Genomic DNA, 20,404 nt, shown 5'->3' on the forward strand with positions numbered 1-20,404 from the left:
GTTTTCGCTGCACGCGAAACGGTTGAATGCTCCGGTTTCGTCGCTAACACCCCGGCTACTGGTCGTTTTCCTCGTCCGCTGATTCAATTGCCCATTCCTGCGCCGCTCCGACGGCGACCGGGGTGGATTGCATGAGGACAGCGGCATACGCGCCCTGATCCTCGATTTTCTGGGCCGGGCGCTGCGTCATCCGCCACAGCGCGTAGGCTGTCATGATCAGCAGCAGCGCGGAGATGAACAGGAAGAACCCCGCCGGACCGATCATGCTCATCACCCACCCCGTCAGGAGCGGACCGCCGATGGCGCCGACGCCGTTGACGAAGACCATGCCTCCGGAGCCGGCGGCCATCTGCTCGGGCTCCAGGAAATCGTTAAGGTAGGACAGCAGCAGCGAATACAGCGGGTTGGACGCCCCGCCGATCACGAAGGCCGCCAGCAGCAGCATCGGGAAGCTGCCCAACGCCAGCGCGCCCAGCCCCGCGCCGGTGCCCCCCACCAGCGCCACCAGCATGATCAGGCGGCGGCGGTCCATGCGGTCCGACAGCCAGCCCAGCGGGAATTGCGCCAGCGTCGCGCCGATGTAGAACGCCGCGATGAAGATGGAGATCTGCGGCAGCGTCAGCCCGGCCTGGGTGCCGAAGACGGCCGCCATGCCGAATTGCGCCGAAAACGCCCCGCCCAGCAGGAAGACCCCGACGATGGACAAAGGTGACGCCTGGTAGAGCGCGCGCAGCGACATCGGCTTCGTCGTATCAAAGGCCGGTGTCGGGGAGATCGACAGCAGAATGGGCGCGAAGGAGATCGAAACCAGCACCGAGGGGATGACAAACAGGATGAACCCGCTGGGATCGCCGACCAGCAACAGCCCCTGCGCCGCCACGATGCCCACCATCTGGCAGATCATGTACAGCGACAGCACCTGGCCACGCGTCTCGTTGGTGGCGGAATTGTTCAGCCAGCTTTCGGCGGTGACATAGACCCCGGAGAAGCAGAAGCCGATGATCATCCGCTCCACTGTCCAGGCCCAGGGGTTGGCGAAGGACGGGTAGAGGATCAGCACCGCCGAAATGAAGGAGGCCAGCGCGGCAAACACCCGCACATGCCCGACCCGCCGGATCAGCTCCGGCGCCAGTCGGGAGCCGCCAAGGAAGCCTACGAAATAGGCCGACATCACGATCGACAGCGACAGGGTGGAGAACCCCTCGATTTCGCCACGCACCCCCAGCAGGGTGCCCTGGATGCCGTTTCCGACCATCAGCAGCATCAACCCGAGAAGCAGTGCCCAGACGGACCCGAGAACCTGAAGCATTTGCATCTCCTTGCGGCAGGCGACACGGCGCTGCGGCGCCGGAGGTGAGGTTGCGCCCCGTGCCTGTCACGTTCCGATCAGGGGATCAACAGCGACGCATCCCCGTAGGAGAAAAATCGGTATTCCGCGCCGATGGCATGGTCGTAGATGGCGCGGATCCGCGCCGGCCCCATCAAGGCCGAAACCAGCATCATAAGGGTCGATTTCGGCAGGTGGAAATTGGTCATCAATGCATCGGTCACGTTGAACCGGAACCCGGGATAGATGAAGATGTCCGTCTCGCCCTGCCATGGCGCGATGGCACCGCTGTCGCGGGCGGCCGTCTCGATCAGGCGCAGGGCGGTCGTGCCGACGGGAATGACCCGTCCGCCCGCTGCGCGGGTGGCGGCGATCTCGGCGGCGGCGGTCGGTGTCACCTCGCCCCATTCCGCATGCATCTTGTGGGTGGTCACGTCGTCGACCTTGACCGGAAGGAAAGTCCCGGCGCCGACATGCAGGGTGACATAAGTGAAATCGACACCCCGCGCCGCCAGCCTGTCCAGCAGCGGCTGGTCGAAATGCAGGCTGGCCGTGGGGGCCGCCACTGCGCCGGAGCGGTCGGCCCAGACGGTCTGGTAATCGTCGCGGTCGCGCGCATCGGCCGGCCGGCGCGCGGCGATATAGGGCGGCAAGGGCATGGCGCCGGCCTCCGCCAGGGCGGTGTCGAAATCGGTGCCGGTGACGTCGAAGCTCAGGACGCCCTGCCCGTCTTCCTTGGCGCTCAGCACCGCCGACAGCGCGGGGGAGAAGCGGATCACCTCCCCCTCCCGCACCTTCTTCAGCGGCTTGAGCAGCGCGGCCCAGCCTCCGCCCGGCCGCGGCTCAAGCAACGTCACCTCGATCCGGGCCTCCGTTTCCCCCTCCGGGCCGGTGCGGCGGCGGCTGCCGGACAGGCGGGCCGGGATCACGCGGGTGTCGTTCAACACCAGCCGATCGCCAGGCCGCAGCCAATCACCCAGGTCGCGGACCACCGCATCGGTGATCCGGTCCCCCTGCGCCACCAACAGCCGGGCGGCACTGCGCGGCTGCGACGGGCGCAGGGCGATGCGGTCTTCGGGCAGGTCGAAATCGAAATCGGACAATTGCATGGGCGGCTCCTGATCAGAGCCACGATCTATCATGCCGGCGCGCCGGTTCAACCGGAACCGAATCGTCCCCGTGTTCCTGCCGCAATGCCCCGCACCCGCCGGATCCCGCCCTTGTGCCTTTCGGCACGGCGGCGCGGGGCGGGTCCGACTAACCTGCCGCCATCAAGAGCATGTCAAAGGGGGCTTCAGACATGGCACTGGATGTGACGCATGCCATAAATCGCGCGCTTGCCGACATTTTCGCCGAGGCGGAGGAGGCGATCACCCTGGATTCCGCCGGCATGGTCACGCTGGTCTTCGATCGGGACGTGGTGCTGACACTGGACCTGGATCCGGCGGGTGACGGCCTGGCTCTGCACGCCGCCGTGATGGCAGCCGCCCGACCGGAGGCGGAATTGCTGCGCCGGGTCTGCGCGCTGAACTACTTCGGATTGTCCCCCGCCGGCGCCTGGCTGGCTCTTGACCCCGCCAGCGCCAGTTTGCGGCTCTGTTCACGCTTGGATGCTGCCACCGCCAGCACTCCGGAGGGTCTGATCCGCGCCATCGACGCCATGACAACCGGGGTGGAGGCGGCGCGCGCGCGCCTGGCCCAGACCGACGTGAAGGAGATGGCGTTGCCGCAGGACGAAACCATGCTGCGCCTCTGAGACGTGGCAAGCGGATGACACATCGCCGTGACGGACCGCCCGATGGTCCCACGCGGCAGCCGCGCGCCGCGCGGCCGGAGACAGGGAAGGAATGGCCATGAAAATCACGGGAAAGATCGGCCTGCCGTCGCAGGAGATCGCATCGTTCGGAAAGACCTCCGGAAAGAAGGCGAGCGGCACGCACCTGGCGTTCAAGGGCAAGATCAAGGGCCCACGCAAGGTGACGCCTCAGCCCCCTGCCCGTCCCGTTCCGCTGGCCAACCTGCGCTCGGCCATGGCGACGGCACGCCGGTCGCTGGTGCCCCTGCCCGCGCCACCCCTGCCACCCGCGCGCGCGGCGGCGCCCCTGACTGCCACCCCGCCCGCGCCGCAACAGGGCGCGGCGAACGCAGCCCGGCCCGCCGCGCAACCGGCAGCGCAGCCCGCCGCCACCCCTGCCCGTCTGGAGGCCCGTACCGCCGCACTGACCCTGGCGCAGTTGGCGCAGGACGAATTCGGGCGCCATGTTCTTGACGTCCACGAAGCCGCCAACGCGCTGGCCGAGGGTCGAGCCCATGCTGGCCGCCATGGCACCGATCTGGTCGCCTTGCAGCTGGACCTGTCACGCGGCATCGAGGACAAGATCACCCTGCTGAGCGAAGCGGCAAGCGGCCTTCCCCCTCATGCAGAGACCACCGAAGCCCTGCGCGCGCTGACACGTCAGGCGATCCTTGTCGAACGCCCCGGCCTGGTTCTCGCCAGCGACGCCGCGCTGGAGGCGCTGTCGGATGCGCTGCTGGACCTCAAGGCGGGCTCTGGCGTGACCGGCGACGCGCTGACCGGCGACCTGGTGCGCGCCCTGACGCGGTCGGAGGCGTTCTGCCAACTGGCCTCTCCTGGCAGCAAGACCGCCGCCACCGCCGACGAACAGACCGCGATCCTGACGCAGATGACCCGCGCCCTGGCCCAGGGCAACAGCGCCATCAGCGGCAAGCAATTGCTGCATGCGCCGCATGGCGATGTCGGCCGGGTGATGACTGCACTGACGGTTGGACATCTGCGCGACATGGCCGCCAGTCAGTTCATCGCCGCCGCCGATGGCGACGCATTCGATGCGGCGCGCGGACTTTATGACGAGGGTGCGCGGCCCTCGGTGGCCGACCTTCGGGCCGCGTTGCCTGCGGCGGCGCGCGCGGATTTCGATACGTCGCAGGCGGTGGCCGGCGAAATCGCCGACCTGCGCGTTGCCTTCGACACCCAGCAGTCCCGCGTCGTTCGGCTGCTGGGACCGAAGCAGGCCCATCTGGCCCAGGCCGCGCTGCTGATCGCCGCAGGTGGCCTGCGCGACACCCGGGAAGATGACACCGGCCGGATGGATATCCGGCGCCTCAAATTCGACGATAACGATGCGCAGGGGGCCCGTGTCGCCGGGTTGCTGGACAAGCTGGGCCGCGACAACAAGCCAGCGGCGTTCCAGCTGGCCCGTTTGGCGCATATGCTCTCTGCGCTGGCCGATGCAGAACGTGGTATTCTGGGCGTCGATCGCTTCGGGCTGGGACCGGATGCGAAATTCGACGCCGCTGCCGTGCTACGCGCCACGGGGCTGACCGAACAGGACATGTCAAAGCTTTACGGCGATCGCGACCTGGGCACCGACGTCCACCTGCACATGGAACGGCTGGGCAATTCGGGGTTCAAGGGGGTCAAGGATCTCAAGCGGCATATCGACCGCACCTCCGGCGCCGGTGAGGTTCTGCGCAATCGCGGTGTGCAGAAGGGTTTGCAGGATCGAACCCACTCCAGCCTGTCGGCCACCGGTGCCCTACAGATCAAGCGAACGCTTGAAGACGCCGCGCAATTCTTCGAAACCGCCGACGCCCGGACCCGTGCGGCAGATGCCGACGGACCCGACCTGCCCCGCGATGCGGGCGACCAGGCGCGTCTTTTCATGGGCACCGTTGCCCGCGCGATCCAGTCCACCTGCCTGGACGGCCCCGACGGCCAGGCCACCCGGGACAGTTTCGCCAGCCATGCCGCCACCGTGGCAGAGGCCGTCGAAGCCGAGGTCGGTGCCTTGTCCGATCTGGCCGAACTGGAGGCGGAGGTCGCCACCGCCAAACGCTTGCTGAACGATCTCTCGGCAGGGGATGACGGCCCCCTGTCGGGCACGAAGATCAACGCCAAACACCCCCGCGGCCTGCACAGCGCAAAGGCCGTGCTGACCGCCCTGGCGGCCATGGACGCCCTGGCGGAGGCCGAGGCGGCGCGCGACACCGAGTTGGACGAATTGCGCGCCATGGGGATGAGCGATGCGACCCTGGAGGGCGCCGCCACCACGATGGACGCGAACATGCAACCCGCCCGCCAGGCCATGACTGACGCGCTGGAAACGATACGCGGGCTGGACCTGACAAAGATGCACCGCTCCTGGACCGACAGGTTCTCCCGCGCTGCCGCCCGCCAGGCCCTGCCCGATCCCGCCACGCTGCGCGACGCCCGCGCGGCAGCAGAGGCGATCGTGCTGATCCGCGAGGGCGCGGCTCAGCGGCGCGCCGGGCTGGAGGACGCGGTCACAGCGGCCGGGCTGGCCAGGGAACAGGCCCACGAGGACCGCCGCGCCGACGCGCCCGAGCTGTTTCGCGTGATGGACCGGATGATCCGCACCGCCGTCATGTCCCACCTGCCGAACGAAGGCGGCGGCACCGCCGATGGCCGGGGCGGGATCACCACCGATGCCGACATGTCCACCCCCGACAGGCGTGCCGCGATCGAACGCACGCTTACCGGATGGGGTGTGGACATCGCCGTCTTCGCGCCGGAGATCGACCGCGCGACCGCGGACCCGATCAGCCTGGGCACCCTGAAGTCCTGGCAGGCGGATCTGCGGACAGACCGTTTTGCCGACCTTCTGGGTTTGGACATCCCCGCCGCAGCCGCCACGGGTCCAAGCGAGGCCGTGCGCAATCTCGGCGAGAACTTCCTGCTTTTCATCGCCAACAAGCGGGTGATCGACAGCCAGGCCCGGGAAGAGCTGGAGGCGTTGTTCTCCCACATGGAAAACGGGTCGAAATTCGATCTCAAATCCGGCACTGAGATCAAGCTGAGCAGCGGCAAGATCCCGCTGGATCCCTCCGGCATGCTGACCCTGCAAGGCCGCTTGAAGGGGTCGATCCTGAAGAACCTGGGGATCGAGATGTCTTCCAAAGGGCAGTTCAAGATCACCGGTGCCCTGGGGGGTGGCGTTGGCGCGGGAGTGGATTTCGACGCCACCGCGCTGAAGTTGACGGCCGATGCCGGCGTCGCCAAGGCGCAGCTGAAGGTCGGCGCCGGGGTTTCCGTCGATGGCAGCTACGAAGGATTCGCCGGGTTCGAGACGACCTACCCCGCGACGGAGGCCGGGCGGCAGGCGGCAATGACGCTGATCCTGGACCTGATCGACCGCCAGCGCCCCAGTGCCGAATTGTTCGAGGATCTGGATGCCGCCGCGCGGATGCAAAGTCACCAGGGCAAGGGCAGCATCGGCGCCAAGGCCGGGGCAAGCGCCTCCATCTTGGCGCAGCCCGGTGGCAACGACAACGACAGCCTGTTCGAAGCCGACAGCAGCGATGACACCGATTTCAAGTCCGGCGCCAGCAACACCCATGGCGCCACCCTTGGCGTCTCTGTCGGCGTGGCGGCGGGGATCGGCGGCAAGGTCAAGACGTCCACCACCCTGGACAGCCGCACGGTGCAGACCGAATTCACCAAGGAAGCCAAGGTCTACGCCAAGGCCAGCGCCAGCGTCAGCACCTTCTCCGCATTCGGATTGGCAGGCAACGCCGCCGCGACCCAGAGTGGCCTTCAGGCGGCGGCGGATCAGGAATTCGACATCGATACCGATCCGGACAAGGTCAGGGGCGGGTGGTCCGGCGGCACGGCCACCACGTCCTATGAACTGGCCAGCCTGGGGGCGGAGATATCAATATCCACCACCCGCAAGATCAAGACGCAATTCGCCCTTGAGGGAGCGGCCGGGACCGAACGCCTGACAAAGGCCGAATTCGTGGAAACCGCCACCGTCGGCTCCGTCCCCTTTGGCCGGATCGTCGACCTGATGGTCAGCGAACCGACACTGGCCAAGCTGCGCGCGCCCGGCAACGAAGAAAGGTTCAACGCCGCTCATTCGATCCTGAAAGAGGGCGTGCGGCGTGGCGATGGTTATCTGGAAATGTCCTACGCGATGAAACCGGAAAAACTGACGGAAGCACGTCGCCTGATGGAATTGGCCCAGGAGCTGCGCAATACCGGTCACCGCACCCGATCACGCCGGGTGCAGGGCAAGGTCAATGACATGATGCGCACGCGCGACAATTACGAAGCGACCAAGCTGTCCTTCCGCGCCAAGACCGAGGTGAAGGACGTCGCAAATCGGGGCAAATCCGCGGTGATGGCGCTGAACGTCATCGGCAGCATGAAACATGACGTGAATGTACTGAGCGTCTCGCTATGATCCCGCACGGAATCGGGAGCGGTGCAAGCTCTGCGCGGATGCCCTGCGCCTGCTTCGCCTGACCTGGCTGACGGGTCGCGAAAAACGCCGGAGGACATGCTGCGGGGAATGGCCTGATCCCGGCCACTCGGGTCGATTAGGCCGCTTCACGATGGCTGTGCAAGCGGATATGCAGCAACAACTCTGAACAGCCGGGAAACCGGGAGCGGCCGCCGTCCACCCGGCAGCAGCCCCTACCCGCGCAGCAGCGCGGCCAGAGCCTCGCGGATTTCGGCGTCCAGGGTGACTTCCACGTCCAGCAGATCGGCTGCTGCGGCCAGCGCGCGACCGCGCTGTCCCTCCGCCCCGGCTGCGGCCTGGGCCATGCGGGCGCGCAAGGCCTGGCGGGTGTCGGACATGACACGCGGCTGCATCAGGTCGGCATCGATTTCCGACGGCAGCAGATGCCGCGCCAACCGTTCATCCAACGTTTCACGGCGCAGAATCTCGTCCAGCGGGCGCACCAGCGGCAGGTAGGCCGGACCTCGTGCCCGAGCCTCCGGCAGGTGCACCTCGTCCTCATGGCGCCAGCGCTGGATACCCGCGACACCAACGTTCAGCTTGTCGATGCGCGATACCATCAGGAGTTGAAATGCTGCATCAGCAGGGTGCGCTGCGCGAATTGCTGCACCGGCCGGTATTCCGGTTTGCCCCGCGCCCCACGGGCCGCCCGGGCCAGAGCCAACCGCCCCTCCCGCGCGTTGCCCAGCCGGAATGTCGCATGGCCCGCCAGCGCGGGAATGCCCGGATGGGTCAGACCGGCTTCTTCGAGGAACCGTGCCAGCGTCAGGAGTTCCTCATGCCGGTCAAGACCGGCCAGGCACAACAACAGCCCGTAGGCCGAAGCCTCCGCCATCGCCGGATCATGGCACATCGCGGTGGTGAATGCGCTGAGCGCCGGGCCGAAATCACGCGCATCGAACAAGCGGCAGGCATCTGCATAGGCCTCAGCCGCGTCTCCCGCATGCCGGGTCTCCGCACCGGACGGCAGCGGATGCCGCGATGTCCCCGCGACCAGGGCGGGGCCGTCCGTTTCACAGGTCAGCCCGGAGGAGGCGGAAGCCGCGTCCGCCTGCGGGACAGGACCGAGGAAGTTTGAAAAATCCGCAAGTTCGTCCTGCGGATCCGCTTTCGTGTCCGACGCCACGAGGTTCATTCACAAGCCCTTCCTATTGCCCGGACACCCTGCCCAGGGTGATCTGGCCCCAGTTCTCCAAACCTAGCGCGGAGGCGCCACGGGTCACATGACAATTGTCACAGCCCTGCAATATTGGCTGCATCATGCCCAAGACCAGGTGGTCCGGATCAGGATTCTTCCACACGCCACAGCAGCGCATCACCGTATAGCCGCGCGACATATCCGCTATCCACACGGATCAACAAGCCCAGATCGCCAATCAGCGACAATCTGCTTTGCAAGGAGGGGGCCATCCCCTCCCGAAGCTTGTTGCCGTCCGCCAATTGCACGTAACGCTCGTCCTTCAGGTTGATACCATCCAGCGGCATGGGGAAGTCGGGCACGTTGCGAAACAGGTATTCCACGAACTTTTCGTTCTTCTCCGTTTCCGAGAGGAAGGAGGAAGACGCGACGATCATACGCGCATAGGGTGTGTCCATCCGCTCCAGGCACCGACGCAACCGATGCGGAGACAGGGCCGCCTCCATGAACAACAGGCGGTTGTCACCTTCGATCTGGCCCAGGTCGGCGGCGGGGTCGATCGACAGGATGTCCATCCAGACCAGAACGGCCGGAACCCGCGCGACGGGAATGTTGGACCCCTCCCAGCAGGTGGAGCGGGCCTGGCGGATCGGCAGGGCGGACAGCGGACGCGGCATCGCCAACAGGGACTTGCCCATGTCCAGCGCATCGGCCTGCATCCGCGCCAGGTTCAACAACGTTGCCGTGGCGCCTGTGTCCAACAGGGTCGCTGCGCGACCCGCCACCGGATCCAGCCCCTCACGCTCGGCGCGGGCCAGTTGCCGCAGCCCCTGCATCAGCCGGGTCAGCCCCGCATCCATGCGGAAATCGCCGTCAAAGACCGGAAAGGTCAGGCCATCGGCATGCAACAGGCCCGAGGCCCCCTCCGGCAGCACCTGGTCGGCGGCCAATGCCGTGGGAGTGTCCTGGGCGTCGTCGGAAAGCGTGGCCTCGCTCCTGGCCTGGTCCGCGTCGATGGGTGCGGCGCTCAGGGCGGTACCCTCGGCGCGCGTTTGCCCCGCCGTTTCCCCATCTGCCCCGTTGGTCCGGGCCGGAGATCCGGCGGCAGTCGCGACCGCGTCGGGGCGGCTGCCGTCCGGGCGATTTCCGGCAATGCCCGCTTGCCCTGGGGCGCCCTCCGCGACGGCATCGGCAGCGTTGGCACCGGTCCCGTCGCCTGCCCCTGCCAGCGTTGCCGCGACGGTCGGTCCGGCCTCGCCCTGTGCCATACCGTCCCCCGACGCGACCGCGCCACCCTGCCCCGCCGGGGCGGGCGGCAGATCTGGCGTGCCCTCGGTCATTCCCGAGGCGTCGGTGCCACTGGCCCGTGCGAGCGCCTCGGGCAGGTTGGCGGTGCCGTTCATCAGGGCCATCAGCAAGGAGGTCAACGAGCCGTCCCGCGCCGTGAACCCGCGCGGCGCATCGGGGCTGGGGCCATCGGGCCCCTCGGCAAGCGGTTCCAACCCCAGCAGCGCGCGCATCCGGTTTGCCAGTCCGACGTCGGAAAGCGGGGCTCCCGCCGCCCCCGCGGCGACCTGGGCCACGCTGCCGTCGGCCTCCACCAGGCTCAACACCAGGTCGCGGAACCCCTGCGGATCGGCCAGGTCGCGGAACAGATCGCTCTGCGCCAGTACAGCGGGGTCGACCCCGTCCAGCCCGTAGGCCTCCGAGACGACGGCAAATGCCTCTTGCAACAGGGCGGCATCCACGTCCTCTCCCGCCAGCACCTGCTGGGCCAGCTGGCGCAACAGGTTGGGGCGCAGTTCAGCCAGGGTGGCGACGGCCTCCCGAAGGGTGGGGATCGCCGGAGAACCGGGCGCCACGGCGGCGTCGGCATCGGTCTCCTGCGACGCATCGGGGCCCAGCAGCATGTCCAGGGTCAGGGGCGCCGCGTCATCTCCGAACATGTCCGGTGTCAGCACCCGGGCGTTTCCCAACCCGGCGCCAAGCGCGCCCGGATCGCCGATGATCAGCGGACGGGTGCCGCTGCCCTCTACCCCTTCCAGGGCGACGTAGGATCGCAGCGGCAACAATCGGGCAAAGCGTTTTGCATAGACCTGGATAAAGCCGACCCAGGCATCGATCTTCTCGCGCGGGACGACGCCCGTCGCCTCCACCAGCAGCCCGTCGCGACGCAGCAGGACGGACCCGTCGAGATGCACCCGGTCCAGCAGGCCGCGCATCTCTTCCAGGTAGTCGTCGGCGGTGCGCAGCCGGTCGTCCAGCCGCGCCAGACCGAACACCTGCCCTTCCAGCAGGTCGGTGACGGCGCTGGCCTTCGCCGGGTCCAGAATGTCGCCGCGCAGGGTCAGCACCCCGTCCGGGGCCAGTGTGCTGTCGATGCTGACCTCCTGCGATTGCAGCAGGGCGGCGACCTCTCCTTCGATCGCGTCGCGCACCCAGATACGGCGACGGACAAAGGCGTCGATCTCCGCCAGCCCGTTCTGGATGGCGCGCCGCTCCGTCTGGGTCTGGACATAGCCGGTGACGTCGATGGTGCCGTCGACCTGGCGCGTGGCCTCCACCTCTCGGGTGAAGTCGAACCCGCCAAGCACCGCGCGCGCCTGATCCAGCGGGCTGTCGGCGCCGTCATCGGTAAAGGCCGCAAGCGACCGTTGCGGCCCGGTCAGGACATTGGCGCCGATCGCCAGCAGGATCAGAACGCCCAGCGCCGTCAGCAGGGTCAACGCCCGGGTCGATCCCCCCGACGCGCCACTGCGCCCCGTCCCGCCCGCGCCGTCCTCCGCCCCGGTCGCGGGACCGGCGGCCAATAATTTGGTCCAGCGGGCATTCGGTGCGCCGACGGCGAACCGTGTTGTACCCGCCGTGACCATATCCAGCTGTGCGATTTCATGCCATTCGGTATCGTCGCCCTCCACCGTCAGCCCGGTGGAGGTCGCGATGGCGCCGCCGTTGCTGCGCAGGTCGATACGGCCGGCGGCCAGCCGCAAGGTGCCATGCACCGGCTCCAGCGTCATGTCGGTCAACTGGATATCCGCGTCCGCGCCGCTGCCAAAGGTAAAGCTGCCGGCGTCCAGCGCGACTTCGACCCCGTATTGCGTCCCGCTGAGGATCTTGAACAGATATGTTCCCGACGTCTTTGCCATCGTGCCGCGCCCCCGCCGTTGCGGCGCGCCGCTGGCGCCTTCCTGCGGGAAAGGTGTCCGGGCGCCGGAGCGGCCCGGCCGTCCTCCGGTCCACGACATTGGTGTCGTGATCCGGCGCCTTCTTCCCCCGGAAGGCCCGGCCTGCGCCGCGCTGTCCTTTGGACGTTCTTACCCAGCGTCCGCCGAACGGAGTGTGACGAATGACGCACCCTGCCCGGCGCGAACCGGCTTATCTGCCAGAAAGGGGACGGGACGCATGCTGCCTTTTCGGGCGTCAGCCAGACACGGACCGCACCGCGCGCCATTGGCGCGGGGTGTCACTTCGTGCGCGCGGGTTGGTCTGCGCAATATCTGGTCGGACGAACGATCCGGCAGACCCAGGCACCGTCCGGCAGTCACCGATCCACCGGCCCCGTTGCCGGACAAGGCCGGCCCACCGGCTGAACGACCGAAGGTAAATTCCCGATGACCCCGACTATCCCGCTGTTGCGCGTCCTCCCCCGACCCGGAGGACTTCGCCCGCTTGTTGCGCTTCTGGTTGGGTTCCTGCTTCTCGCCGCCTGCGCCACCGAAACAGGCAAGGAGACGCGCCAGAACCTGGTCGTTGCCATCGACCCCGTCACCGGCGAGGAAATCGTCACCACCCAGGAAGAGGCCCGCACGCCGAAATTCTTCTCCCGCGATAACCTGCGGGAGACCTATTTTTCAGGCGACACCGGCACGCGACTGGGCAATACCGACGGCTCCGGCCCCACCGGGTTCATCAACTTCAACGCGGTCAACAACGGCCCCGGCGGCGCCCGGCAGGGCAATGCCGCCCGGTTCGAGGAATTGCGCGCCGAGGACATCGTGGTCGAGCCGCTGCGCTCGCAATCCGTCATCGGCGATCAGTGGCAACCGGATTTCAAAAGCCAACGCACCGTCACCCTGTCCTATGATCAGGAGCCGCTGCGCGACGTGATCCAGAACGTCCTCGGCGGTATCCTGGGGGTCAATTACGTGGTCGGCGACTCCGTCGAGGGCTCCCTGACCTTCCGCTCGGAACAGCGGTTCGCCCCGGCGGAACTGGTGCAGATGCTGTCTGACGTGCTGGCGCGCAACGGCTACCTGATCCAGTATTTCAATGGCGTCTACCACATCGGCACCCCCGATGAGCTGGACACCTTGACAGGGCTGCGCAGCCGCACCGGGCTGGCGGGCGATTCCTCCTACGCGATCAAGCTGCGGCGCCCACCGCCCGAGAACATCGTGCCGATCATCCAATCCCTTATCCCGCCCAACAACGTGGTGGCCGAGGTGCCGGGCACCAACAACCTGCTGGTGCGCGGCGATCCCTCCCAGTTCAAGGCGATCGAGGAACTGGTGATGTCGCTGACCGAAAGCGTGCCGCGCAATGCGCTGGTGGCACTCTATCCCACACGCAATTCGCCGCCTGACGCCGTGGCCGAACAGATCACCGCGATCTACGAGTCCCGCAACCTGGCCAACGTGATGATCCTCCCCGTCGACCAGGCCCCCGGCATCCTGGTGGTGGCCGACCGGCAGTCGACGCTGAACGACGTCGGGCGCCTGACCCGCAACCTGGACGTTGAAAACCGCGATGCGCCGCAGATCCGGGTGATCCAGTTGAAACATCTGGACGCCGAGCAGCTGGCCCGCCAGTTGGCCACCATGGTCGACGGCACCGGCATCGCGCAGACCGGTCCGGCCAATGGCGGGCGTGGGGGGGCTGGCTCCAACGTGGTGCAGGCCGGGATCGACCGGGCCAACACCGGGCAGGATGCCCGTGACGGCGGCGGCGTGGAGGGTGGAGAGAACGTCCCCGCCCCCACCTTCATCGGACGTGACAATCGCGGCGGCAGCGCACCGGACCCGGTGTCCTCTCCGGATCGGGAACGCGCGGCGGCTGGCATCACCTTTGCCACCGACGGCCGCAACAACCTGCTGGTGCGCTCCCGCTTCGGCGAGTTCAAGCGGATCAAGCAGCTGGTGGAGGCGATGGACGTGCCCCGCGCGCAGGTGGTGATCGAGGCGACAATCGTCGAGGTCGATATCAACGACAGTCTGCAATACGGCGTTCAGGCCTTCCTCCAGCAGGACGGGCTGAGCATCCGGACCTCCACCGCGCAAGGCGGCGCAGCCGACCCCGGAGGCGGCGGCTTTGTCGGAATGATCGACCGCATGGCCGGGAACACGGCCATCCAGGCGGTGCTGAGCGCATTGCAATCGGTCACCAACGTCAAGGTCATCTCTTCGCCCTACCTGACGGTCGTGGACGGCGCGACCTCCCGCCTGGCGGTGGGGGACCAGATCCCATTTGTCACCGCGTCGCAAACGTCGAACTCCAATGGCACTGTCACCGTCACCCAGGAGATCGACGCCAAGGATGTGGGCGTGATCCTGGACGTCACGCCGCGCATCAGCCCGGACAATTCGGTCTTCCTGGACATTACGCAACAGGTGTCCTCGGCCCGGAACGTGGATACGCAGGCGGGATCCAACCCGGTGATCGCGCAACGCTTCGTGCAAAGCCAGATCACCGTGCAATCGGGGCGCACCGTGCTGCTGGGCGGGTTGATCCAGGAACGGGCCGACAATTCGGAGAACGGCGTACCGGTGCTGCGCAAGATCCCCGTGCTGGGCAATGCCTTCAACCGGCGCAGCAATCAGCAGACGCGATCGGAGCTTCTGGTCATGATCACGCCGCGCGTGGTGCGCAACGACAACCAGCTGACCAACCTGAGCCAGCGCCTGCGCTGGTATTCCAAGGTCAACAACTGACACCGCAGCCAGGCCCCTCTTGCGAACATATCCTGAGAGGGGCCTTGGCGCACACCCCCGGAGACCGAGGGTGCCGGGTGTGCGCTCGACCCTCCCCTTGTGTCGGATTGGGACGTCAGGAACGAAGGACGTTTGGCGCCGGTCCGCGATCCCGCCGCCTGCTTCGGCCCGATAGGCCATGCGGCCTGCGGTTTGCCCCGTAGCGCACACAGCCGCCTTCCGAACCCGCGTCACCGACCGGATGGGCGTGCGATGCCGCATAGCGCCATGACCCGCACCCATTGCGGCGCACCCGCTCCGGGACGGCCTCTCCAATTTCCGCGGTCCGAACACGCCCGCCAATTTTCAGCCCATCGTCAGATGCGGCGACACGCGCCCTGCCGCTCGAAACCGGAACCAACGCTGCACTGCCGGTCAAAGCGCCCCGCCCGTCCAATGGCGCGCGCCGCCCCGTTCGGCATCGCGCTCTCAGGGAAGGTCGCGGGCGGTGCGCATGATCTCGTAGAAACGGTCCAGGTAGACGGCCATGCTGCTGTGCTGTTTCAACGCATAGGACATCATCAGCGGGATGTAGAAAATCAGGATCAGCACGGCCAGGGCCGACTTGATCGGCATCGCCAGGATGAAAACCTGCACCTGCGGCGCAAAGCGGCTGACCATGGCCAGCGCGAATTCCGCCAGGAACATGATCGCGATCACCGGCGCGGCCAGGATGAACATCAGCCGCATTCCACGGTCGATCACCTCGAAGATCAGTTCGGGAAAGGCTTCCAACCGGATCGGGATCATCTCCACCACCGGCCAGGTCACGTAGGACGCATAGAGCAGATCGGTGATGATAAGGAACCCGCCCACCGCGAAAAAATAGGTGATGAATGCCTGGCTGAACAGGATTCCCAACGGCGAGGCCTCGTGCCCCTGCAACGGATCGATCGATGCGGCGATGGCGGCGCCACGCTGGTTGTCGATGAAATTGCCCGCCGCCTGAACCGCCCAGAACAGCCAATGCACGAACCATCCCATGACAAAGCCAAGGGCGAATTCCTTGAAGAAGTAGCCGATGAACAGCCCGACCTCGCCCACGAACAGACTGGTATAGGGCGTCAGCAGCGGCGTGATGGGCATCGCGATCACCAGGATCGCCACATTGCGCGCCAGGCGCGGCACCGCCGAAGGCGCCAACAGCTGGGACGACATGATGAAGGCATAGGCGCGCGGCAATGCCAGCAGAAAGGCCAGCAAGACCTCCTCGAACGCGTGGTAGAGGCTGGTCACCTCGCCAAATCCCATGCCGCCGTCCCGTCCTGCCCGCGTGATCCGCCCACCTGTTCCAATCCGGCGACGCTCCGCCCCGGCTGGACCGCCCAGTATGCCGGGAACGTCTCCGACCATGACCGCAGGCGGCCGCGCGGTCAGTAACATCCGATACGCGCGGCCCCCGCAACCCCGGCTAACCTGTGATGCGGAGGGAATTGCCATGCCGATCACAACGCCGCAGGAAGTCATCCGCACCCAGGTCGCCACCCATAACGCCGCCTCACCCGTGGGCGCGGAGGTGATGTCCAACCAGATGGGCCGCAACGCCCGCACCGGCGAAAGCGTGCAGGCCACGCCGCAGCAATCCGACCTCTCCGACGCCATGGAAGAACTGGGGATGGCCGCCGCCACGCGCGGCAAGGGCGATCTGGACAAGATGAAGATGCGGCGCAGCCAGGGCGCGAATTTCGAAGCCCTTGCCCGGATCGCGGAATATTACGACAAGCTCCCCGACCTGCCAAAGGATCAGAAGCTGCGCGACCTCGTCGCCCGGATGCAGCAATTCGAAGAGCTGTTGCAGGGCGGCGGCGGCAGTGGCGACGACATGCCCACCGCCGACGATATCCTGAAGGCGCTGCGCGACTACGATGGTGACATCACCCACCAGTTCGCCGCGCTGGAGGAGATGCGCGCCACGGCCCAGACAGCGGGAGCCTCGCCCGCGTTCATCGCGTTGCTGGACACCGCGCGCAATGCGCTGCGCGACCCCGACACGGCGCGCGACATCTCCGCCGGCTTTGCCGCCGCCCGCGAAGCGGCAGAGGCCGGGCATCGCTTCGGCGCCGATCCGCAAGCCTATCGGGACAGCTACCGCACGCTGCTGCGGGAGACGCCGAACCTGGGCCGCTTGTTCGACGAATTCCGCAAATTTTCCCTGACCGACAGTTTCGACCAGGTGGTCGACAGCTTCATGAAAGTCGCGGGCGGCGATCTGGCCTCCACCGGGCCCTCCACCGATCCGGTCGTGCTGAACATGCTGCTGACCGAGTTGGGGCATCTGAAAAGCCTCCGCTCCGTGCTGGATGCCACCGGCCAGATGCTGGGAAAGGTCGACCGCATGTTCCCCGCCACCGTCGACACCGCCCGTCCGGGGGCGGAGGATCTGACCTCGCGCCTGTTTCATCTGGCCGGATCGCCCGTCGCTTCGATGACAGAGGTGGAGGGCCTGCTGGCCGGGTTCGATGCCGGGCCGCCGGAGATGCGGGTGGTGCTGATCAATCTGCTGCGTGATCTTCATGCCACCCTGCCCGACCAGGTGATGCATTCCGACCAATCCCGCGAACAGCAATCGCGCCTCTTGATGACCCTCTCCGACCGATTGGTGGACATCGAAGAAGCCGCCTACGAAGGCTGAGGAGACCACGATGCCAGAGCTTTCCCGCAACGCCCGTTCGGTCGTGTCACAATTCGCCGCCGGGCTGGGGCTGGACCCTGTGGTCGCCGATGACGGCGGCGCGGGGTTCGAATTCCAGACCGCGGGGCGGCTGTCGTTCACCGCCACCCAGGACGGCGACGCGGTGGTGATGAGCCTGACCCGCAAGATCATCCTGGAGGACATCGTGGCGATGGGCCGCTTTGCCGGGTTGGGCGGATATCATGCCACCGGCGACGAGGTGATCCAGGCCGGGATGACGCGTGCAGATCAGCCGGTGCTGGCCCTGACCCTTCCGGCGGAGGCGTTCGACCTGCCCCGGCTGGAACGCGGTTTCGACCTGCTGGACGGGCTGCACCGCAGCGCCGGGCTGTAGATCCTGCGCCGCGCCGGACGTGGCTGTGTCTTTCGGCACCGCCTCCCCCGTAGCGGGCTGTAATGTGAACGGGACAGGACGGAAGGGACGCAGATGGACAATATCAAGGATTTCTTTGGCGACCATGATCCGGAGACCGTCATGCGACTGGTCCAGGTCGGCGTCGACACCTTTGCCCGCGAAGCAGGGCTGGAGGGCAACGACATCTACGAGGGGCTCAAGGACGGCAACACCGCCGCGCAGACCCTGGGCCTGACACGCCAGGACCTGGAGGTTCTCTATGCCGTGGGCTTCAACCTTCTGAATTCCGGTGACCTGACCAAGGCCGAGGATGCCTTTGTCCACCTGTGCCTTATCGACCCGCTGGAGGCGAAGAACCACTATTGCCTGGGCCTGTCCCGGCAGATGGCTGGCAAGCCTGCGCAGGCGATCGACAATTACCTGAATTTCCTCGCGCTCGATGCGACCAATCCCGACGGGTACCTGCGCTACGGCGAATGCCTTCTGGCCACCGGTGATCGGGCGGAGGCGCTGGAAAGTTTCCGTCTTGCCGCCGCCGAGGCCGAGAAGGTCGAAGGCCAGGCCGCCGCATTGGCAGAGGCGCGCGGCAGGATCGAGATGCTGACACAGGAGATGGCCCCGTGAACACACGTATCGGCGGAACGCCCGGAACGACCAACACCTATGGCACGACCGGCACGGAACAGACCCAGGAAACCCAGACCGGCGGCGGCATCGGCGGCATGCAGAACGGCGGCGCGCCCGATCCGGCGGCACCGGGCTATGGCTCCATCCTGGAGGGGTTGCGCAATTTCATGCCCGAACTCGGGTCGGAAAGTTTCGAGACCCGTCTTGCGGAGATCACCTCCAAGCTCAAGGAAATCACCTCCCAGGTGCATACCGACCGTGTCCTGAACGAACAGGAAACGAAGCGCCTGAACATGAAGGAAAACGAAGCCAAGATCGAGGAATCGGAGAAGAAACTGGACGAGGCCGAGGCCAAGCGTAAATCCGGAAATATCTTCGACAAGATCTCGATGGCGTTCCAGGCGCTTGGCGCCTTCCTGATGATTGCGATCGGTGCGGCGCTGGCCGCAGTTCCGGGAATGCAGGCCGTCGGCGCGTTGATGATCGCCGGCGGGGTCATCATGGCGGTTTCGCTGATCAACTCCATCGTACAGGAAGAAACCGGCGCGGGCATAGCCGGTAACCTGGCCAAGGCGATCGACCCCGACATTTCGGACGATGCGCTGATGGCGATCGATATGGCCTTCACCATCACGCTGGCGGTGGCCGGCATCGTCGCTGCCGTGGCCTCCGGCAGGGTGGATGCGGCTGTTCAGGGCTTTGCCGGGCTGAGCGCCTCCGTCGCCAAGGCGGCCGTCGAAACGGTGCGCACCGTGGCCGCCGTCGCCGCCGCAGTGACGCAGGCCGGCTCTGCCGTGGCGCAGGTGGGATCGGCGGGCTACGGCCTGTCCGCCGCCGAGGACCAGGCCGACGCGATGGACCTTCAAGCCGACAGCCAGGCGATCCAGGCGCTGATGCAGCAGCTGGATGACCTGATCGATCAGGCGCTGGCCATGCTGATGGGCGCCTCCGACCGGTTCAACGCCATGCTCGACCAGATCACCGAAATGAACAAGGACAGCGGCGATACGCTGTCCGCCACCCGCTTTGCGGGCTGAACCCCAAGGGGAGGTTTGACAATGACCACGATCCGCACAGATGGCACGACCCAGACGTTCGGTTATACCGGCCCCGGCGGCAGCGAGGGCGCCCAGGGCGGTGGCCAGGCCAACCGCACCGGTGGCGGCAGCAGCGATTACAATGGCGTCATCCCGGATGGCCAGACCGGCGGCGCAACGGGGGCCGGCGGGGCGTCGATGAACCGGATGGCGGGCCCCGAAAGCAGCGGCGCCGCGCAGAACCGGCTGGAGGCCGCGCTGGCCACGCTGACGGACGAGACGGCCTCGCTTGAGGAAAAGCTGAGCGTGTTGTTGTCCGTGGTGCGCGATCCTGACGTGCTGTCGAAACTGATGATCGAATTCGCGTCGATGAGCCGCCAGAACGCGCTGGACGCCCGTCTGGCCGCCCGCGAGCAGGCCCGCGGAGAGCTGGAGGCGCAGGCCGGAGAAACCCGCGAATCAGCGGAAAAGATCATCGCTTCCGCCATTGTCTCGCTGGTCGTTGCGGTGGTCTCGGCGGTGATCTCCATCGGCGCCGCCATCGGCGCCATCGGCCAGATGAACAAGGCCACCGGCGCCCTGAAGGAAAGCGTGCAGACCAGCAACATCGCCGCCCGCGCCGGTGGCGACGCCACACGTGGCGGGGCCGAGCTCAACAATGCCGCGAAGCTGACTGCGAATACCGCGGCGGAGGCTGGAACAATGTCGCAGACGATCAATTCTCTGGCGCCGGCGCTGAACCAATTGATGGGCGCCATCGGCGGCATGATCTCCGCCCATTTCCAGGCCGAGGGCAAGATCGACGAGGCCCAGGGCCAGGAACTCGCCGCGGCCGCGACCGAAAGCCAGTCCAACGCCGATTTCGCCAAGAAATTCATGGAAGACCTTGAGGAAATGATCAAATCCGCCCTCGCCTTCCTGCGGGAGCTGAACAATGCCGAAACCGACATGATGGCCAGCATGACCCGCGTCTGATCG

Annotated in this window: 14 protein-coding genes; 8 read left to right on the forward strand and 6 right to left on the reverse strand. The window is 66.7% G+C overall.

Features of this window, described 5'->3' with window-relative positions:
• Nucleotides 1-55: 55 nt before the first annotated feature.
• Together G5A46_RS14885 and queA are read right to left on the reverse strand one after the other, a co-directional pair.
• Nucleotides 56-1,309: an MFS transporter gene (locus G5A46_RS14885; RefSeq protein ID WP_163850612.1), complete on the reverse strand. Its 1,254-nt coding sequence runs from the start codon at nucleotides 1,307-1,309 to the stop codon at nucleotides 56-58.
• 77 nt (nucleotides 1,310-1,386) lie between these two features.
• Nucleotides 1,387-2,436, reverse strand: coding sequence for a tRNA preQ1(34) S-adenosylmethionine ribosyltransferase-isomerase QueA (gene queA, locus G5A46_RS14890; protein WP_163850614.1), 1,050 nt, complete (start codon nucleotides 2,434-2,436; stop codon nucleotides 1,387-1,389).
• A gap of 191 nt (nucleotides 2,437-2,627) precedes the next feature.
• Here queA and G5A46_RS14895 point away from each other — a divergent pair, with 191 nt between their 5' ends.
• Together G5A46_RS14895 and G5A46_RS14900 are read left to right on the forward strand one after the other, a co-directional pair.
• Nucleotides 2,628-3,083 carry a CesT family type III secretion system chaperone gene (locus G5A46_RS14895; protein ID WP_163850617.1) on the forward strand — a complete coding sequence of 152 codons (456 nt, stop codon included), beginning with the start codon at nucleotides 2,628-2,630 and terminating at the stop codon, nucleotides 3,081-3,083.
• A 97-nt stretch (nucleotides 3,084-3,180) separates the two neighbouring features.
• Nucleotides 3,181-7,551: a hypothetical protein gene (locus tag G5A46_RS14900; protein ID WP_163850618.1), complete on the forward strand. Its 4,371-nt coding sequence runs from the start codon at nucleotides 3,181-3,183 to the stop codon at nucleotides 7,549-7,551.
• A 233-nt stretch (nucleotides 7,552-7,784) separates the two neighbouring features.
• On the opposite strand, the gene sctX is transcribed toward G5A46_RS14900, so the two are convergent.
• The 3 genes from sctX to G5A46_RS14915 form a co-directional block, all read right to left on the reverse strand.
• A complete protein-coding gene (gene sctX / locus G5A46_RS14905) occupies nucleotides 7,785-8,171 on the reverse strand; it encodes a type III secretion apparatus assembly protein SctX (protein ID WP_163850620.1) in 387 nt (128 codons plus the stop codon).
• Nucleotides 8,171-8,746 (reverse strand): hypothetical protein, encoded by a 576-nt coding sequence (locus G5A46_RS14910; RefSeq protein ID WP_163850623.1) that lies wholly within the window; start codon nucleotides 8,744-8,746, stop codon nucleotides 8,171-8,173. The genes sctX and G5A46_RS14910 overlap by 1 nt, the downstream gene beginning before the upstream one ends.
• Before the next feature lie 149 nt (nucleotides 8,747-8,895).
• Complete coding sequence (locus G5A46_RS14915; RefSeq protein WP_163850625.1) at nucleotides 8,896-11,895, reverse strand: FHA domain-containing protein; 3,000 nt, start codon at nucleotides 11,893-11,895, stop codon at nucleotides 8,896-8,898.
• A 465-nt stretch (nucleotides 11,896-12,360) separates the two neighbouring features.
• On the opposite strand from G5A46_RS14915, the gene G5A46_RS14920 reads away from it, so the two are divergent.
• On the forward strand, nucleotides 12,361-14,676 hold the full coding sequence (locus tag G5A46_RS14920; RefSeq protein WP_163850628.1) for a type II secretion system protein D: 2,316 nt from the start codon (nucleotides 12,361-12,363) through the stop codon (nucleotides 14,674-14,676).
• Nucleotides 14,677-15,144: 468 nt separating this feature from the next.
• Here the strand turns inward: G5A46_RS14920 and sctT are convergent, their stop codons facing one another.
• The gene (gene sctT, locus G5A46_RS14925; RefSeq protein ID WP_163850629.1) at nucleotides 15,145-15,966 is read right to left on the reverse strand and encodes a type III secretion system export apparatus subunit SctT; all 822 of its coding nucleotides are present in this window, start codon (nucleotides 15,964-15,966) and stop codon (nucleotides 15,145-15,147) included.
• Nucleotides 15,967-16,153: 187 nt separating this feature from the next.
• Here sctT and sctW point away from each other — a divergent pair, with 187 nt between their 5' ends.
• The 5 genes from sctW to G5A46_RS14950 all read left to right on the forward strand — a co-directional run bounded on the left by sctW (nucleotide 16,154) and on the right by G5A46_RS14950 (nucleotide 20,401).
• Nucleotides 16,154-17,347: a type III secretion system gatekeeper subunit SctW gene (sctW, locus tag G5A46_RS14930; RefSeq protein ID WP_163850631.1), complete on the forward strand. Its 1,194-nt coding sequence runs from the start codon at nucleotides 16,154-16,156 to the stop codon at nucleotides 17,345-17,347.
• Between the two features lie 10 nt (nucleotides 17,348-17,357).
• On the forward strand, nucleotides 17,358-17,741 hold the full coding sequence (locus G5A46_RS14935) for a type III secretion system chaperone family protein (RefSeq protein WP_163850633.1): 384 nt from the start codon (nucleotides 17,358-17,360) through the stop codon (nucleotides 17,739-17,741).
• 93 nt (nucleotides 17,742-17,834) lie between these two features.
• A complete protein-coding gene (locus tag G5A46_RS14940) occupies nucleotides 17,835-18,386 on the forward strand; it encodes a hypothetical protein (RefSeq protein WP_163850635.1) in 552 nt (183 codons plus the stop codon).
• Entirely contained in the window at nucleotides 18,383-19,426 is a 1,044-nt protein-coding gene (sctE, locus tag G5A46_RS14945) for a type III secretion system translocon subunit SseC family protein (protein ID WP_163850636.1), read from the forward strand. Before G5A46_RS14940 ends, sctE begins: the two co-directional genes overlap by 4 nt.
• A gap of 21 nt (nucleotides 19,427-19,447) precedes the next feature.
• Nucleotides 19,448-20,401 carry a hypothetical protein gene (locus G5A46_RS14950; RefSeq protein WP_163850637.1) on the forward strand — a complete coding sequence of 318 codons (954 nt, stop codon included), beginning with the start codon at nucleotides 19,448-19,450 and terminating at the stop codon, nucleotides 20,399-20,401.
• Nucleotides 20,402-20,404: the final 3 nt, after the last annotated feature.

This window comes from Pseudooceanicola aestuarii (genome assembly GCF_010614805.1).
Taxonomy (GTDB): Bacteria; Pseudomonadota; Alphaproteobacteria; order Rhodobacterales; family Rhodobacteraceae; genus Pseudooceanicola; species Pseudooceanicola aestuarii.

Coding starts and splice junctions, on each gene's coding strand:
- G5A46_RS14885 (WP_163850612.1), bottom strand. CDS start 1,309: ATGCTTCAGGTTCTCGGGTCCGTCTGGGCACTGCTTCTCGGGTTGATG.
- queA (WP_163850614.1), bottom strand. CDS start 2,436: ATGCAATTGTCCGATTTCGATTTCGACCTGCCCGAAGACCGCATCGCC.
- G5A46_RS14895 (WP_163850617.1), top strand. CDS start 2,628: ATGGCACTGGATGTGACGCATGCCATAAATCGCGCGCTTGCCGACATT.
- G5A46_RS14900 (WP_163850618.1), top strand. CDS start 3,181: ATGAAAATCACGGGAAAGATCGGCCTGCCGTCGCAGGAGATCGCATCG.
- sctX (WP_163850620.1), bottom strand. CDS start 8,171: ATGGTATCGCGCATCGACAAGCTGAACGTTGGTGTCGCGGGTATCCAG.
- G5A46_RS14910 (WP_163850623.1), bottom strand. CDS start 8,746: ATGAACCTCGTGGCGTCGGACACGAAAGCGGATCCGCAGGACGAACTT.
- G5A46_RS14915 (WP_163850625.1), bottom strand. CDS start 11,895: ATGGCAAAGACGTCGGGAACATATCTGTTCAAGATCCTCAGCGGGACG.
- G5A46_RS14920 (WP_163850628.1), top strand. CDS start 12,361: ATGACCCCGACTATCCCGCTGTTGCGCGTCCTCCCCCGACCCGGAGGA.
- sctT (WP_163850629.1), bottom strand. CDS start 15,966: ATGGGATTTGGCGAGGTGACCAGCCTCTACCACGCGTTCGAGGAGGTC.
- sctW (WP_163850631.1), top strand. CDS start 16,154: ATGCCGATCACAACGCCGCAGGAAGTCATCCGCACCCAGGTCGCCACC.
- G5A46_RS14935 (WP_163850633.1), top strand. CDS start 17,358: ATGCCAGAGCTTTCCCGCAACGCCCGTTCGGTCGTGTCACAATTCGCC.
- G5A46_RS14940 (WP_163850635.1), top strand. CDS start 17,835: ATGGACAATATCAAGGATTTCTTTGGCGACCATGATCCGGAGACCGTC.
- G5A46_RS14950 (WP_163850637.1), top strand. CDS start 19,448: ATGACCACGATCCGCACAGATGGCACGACCCAGACGTTCGGTTATACC.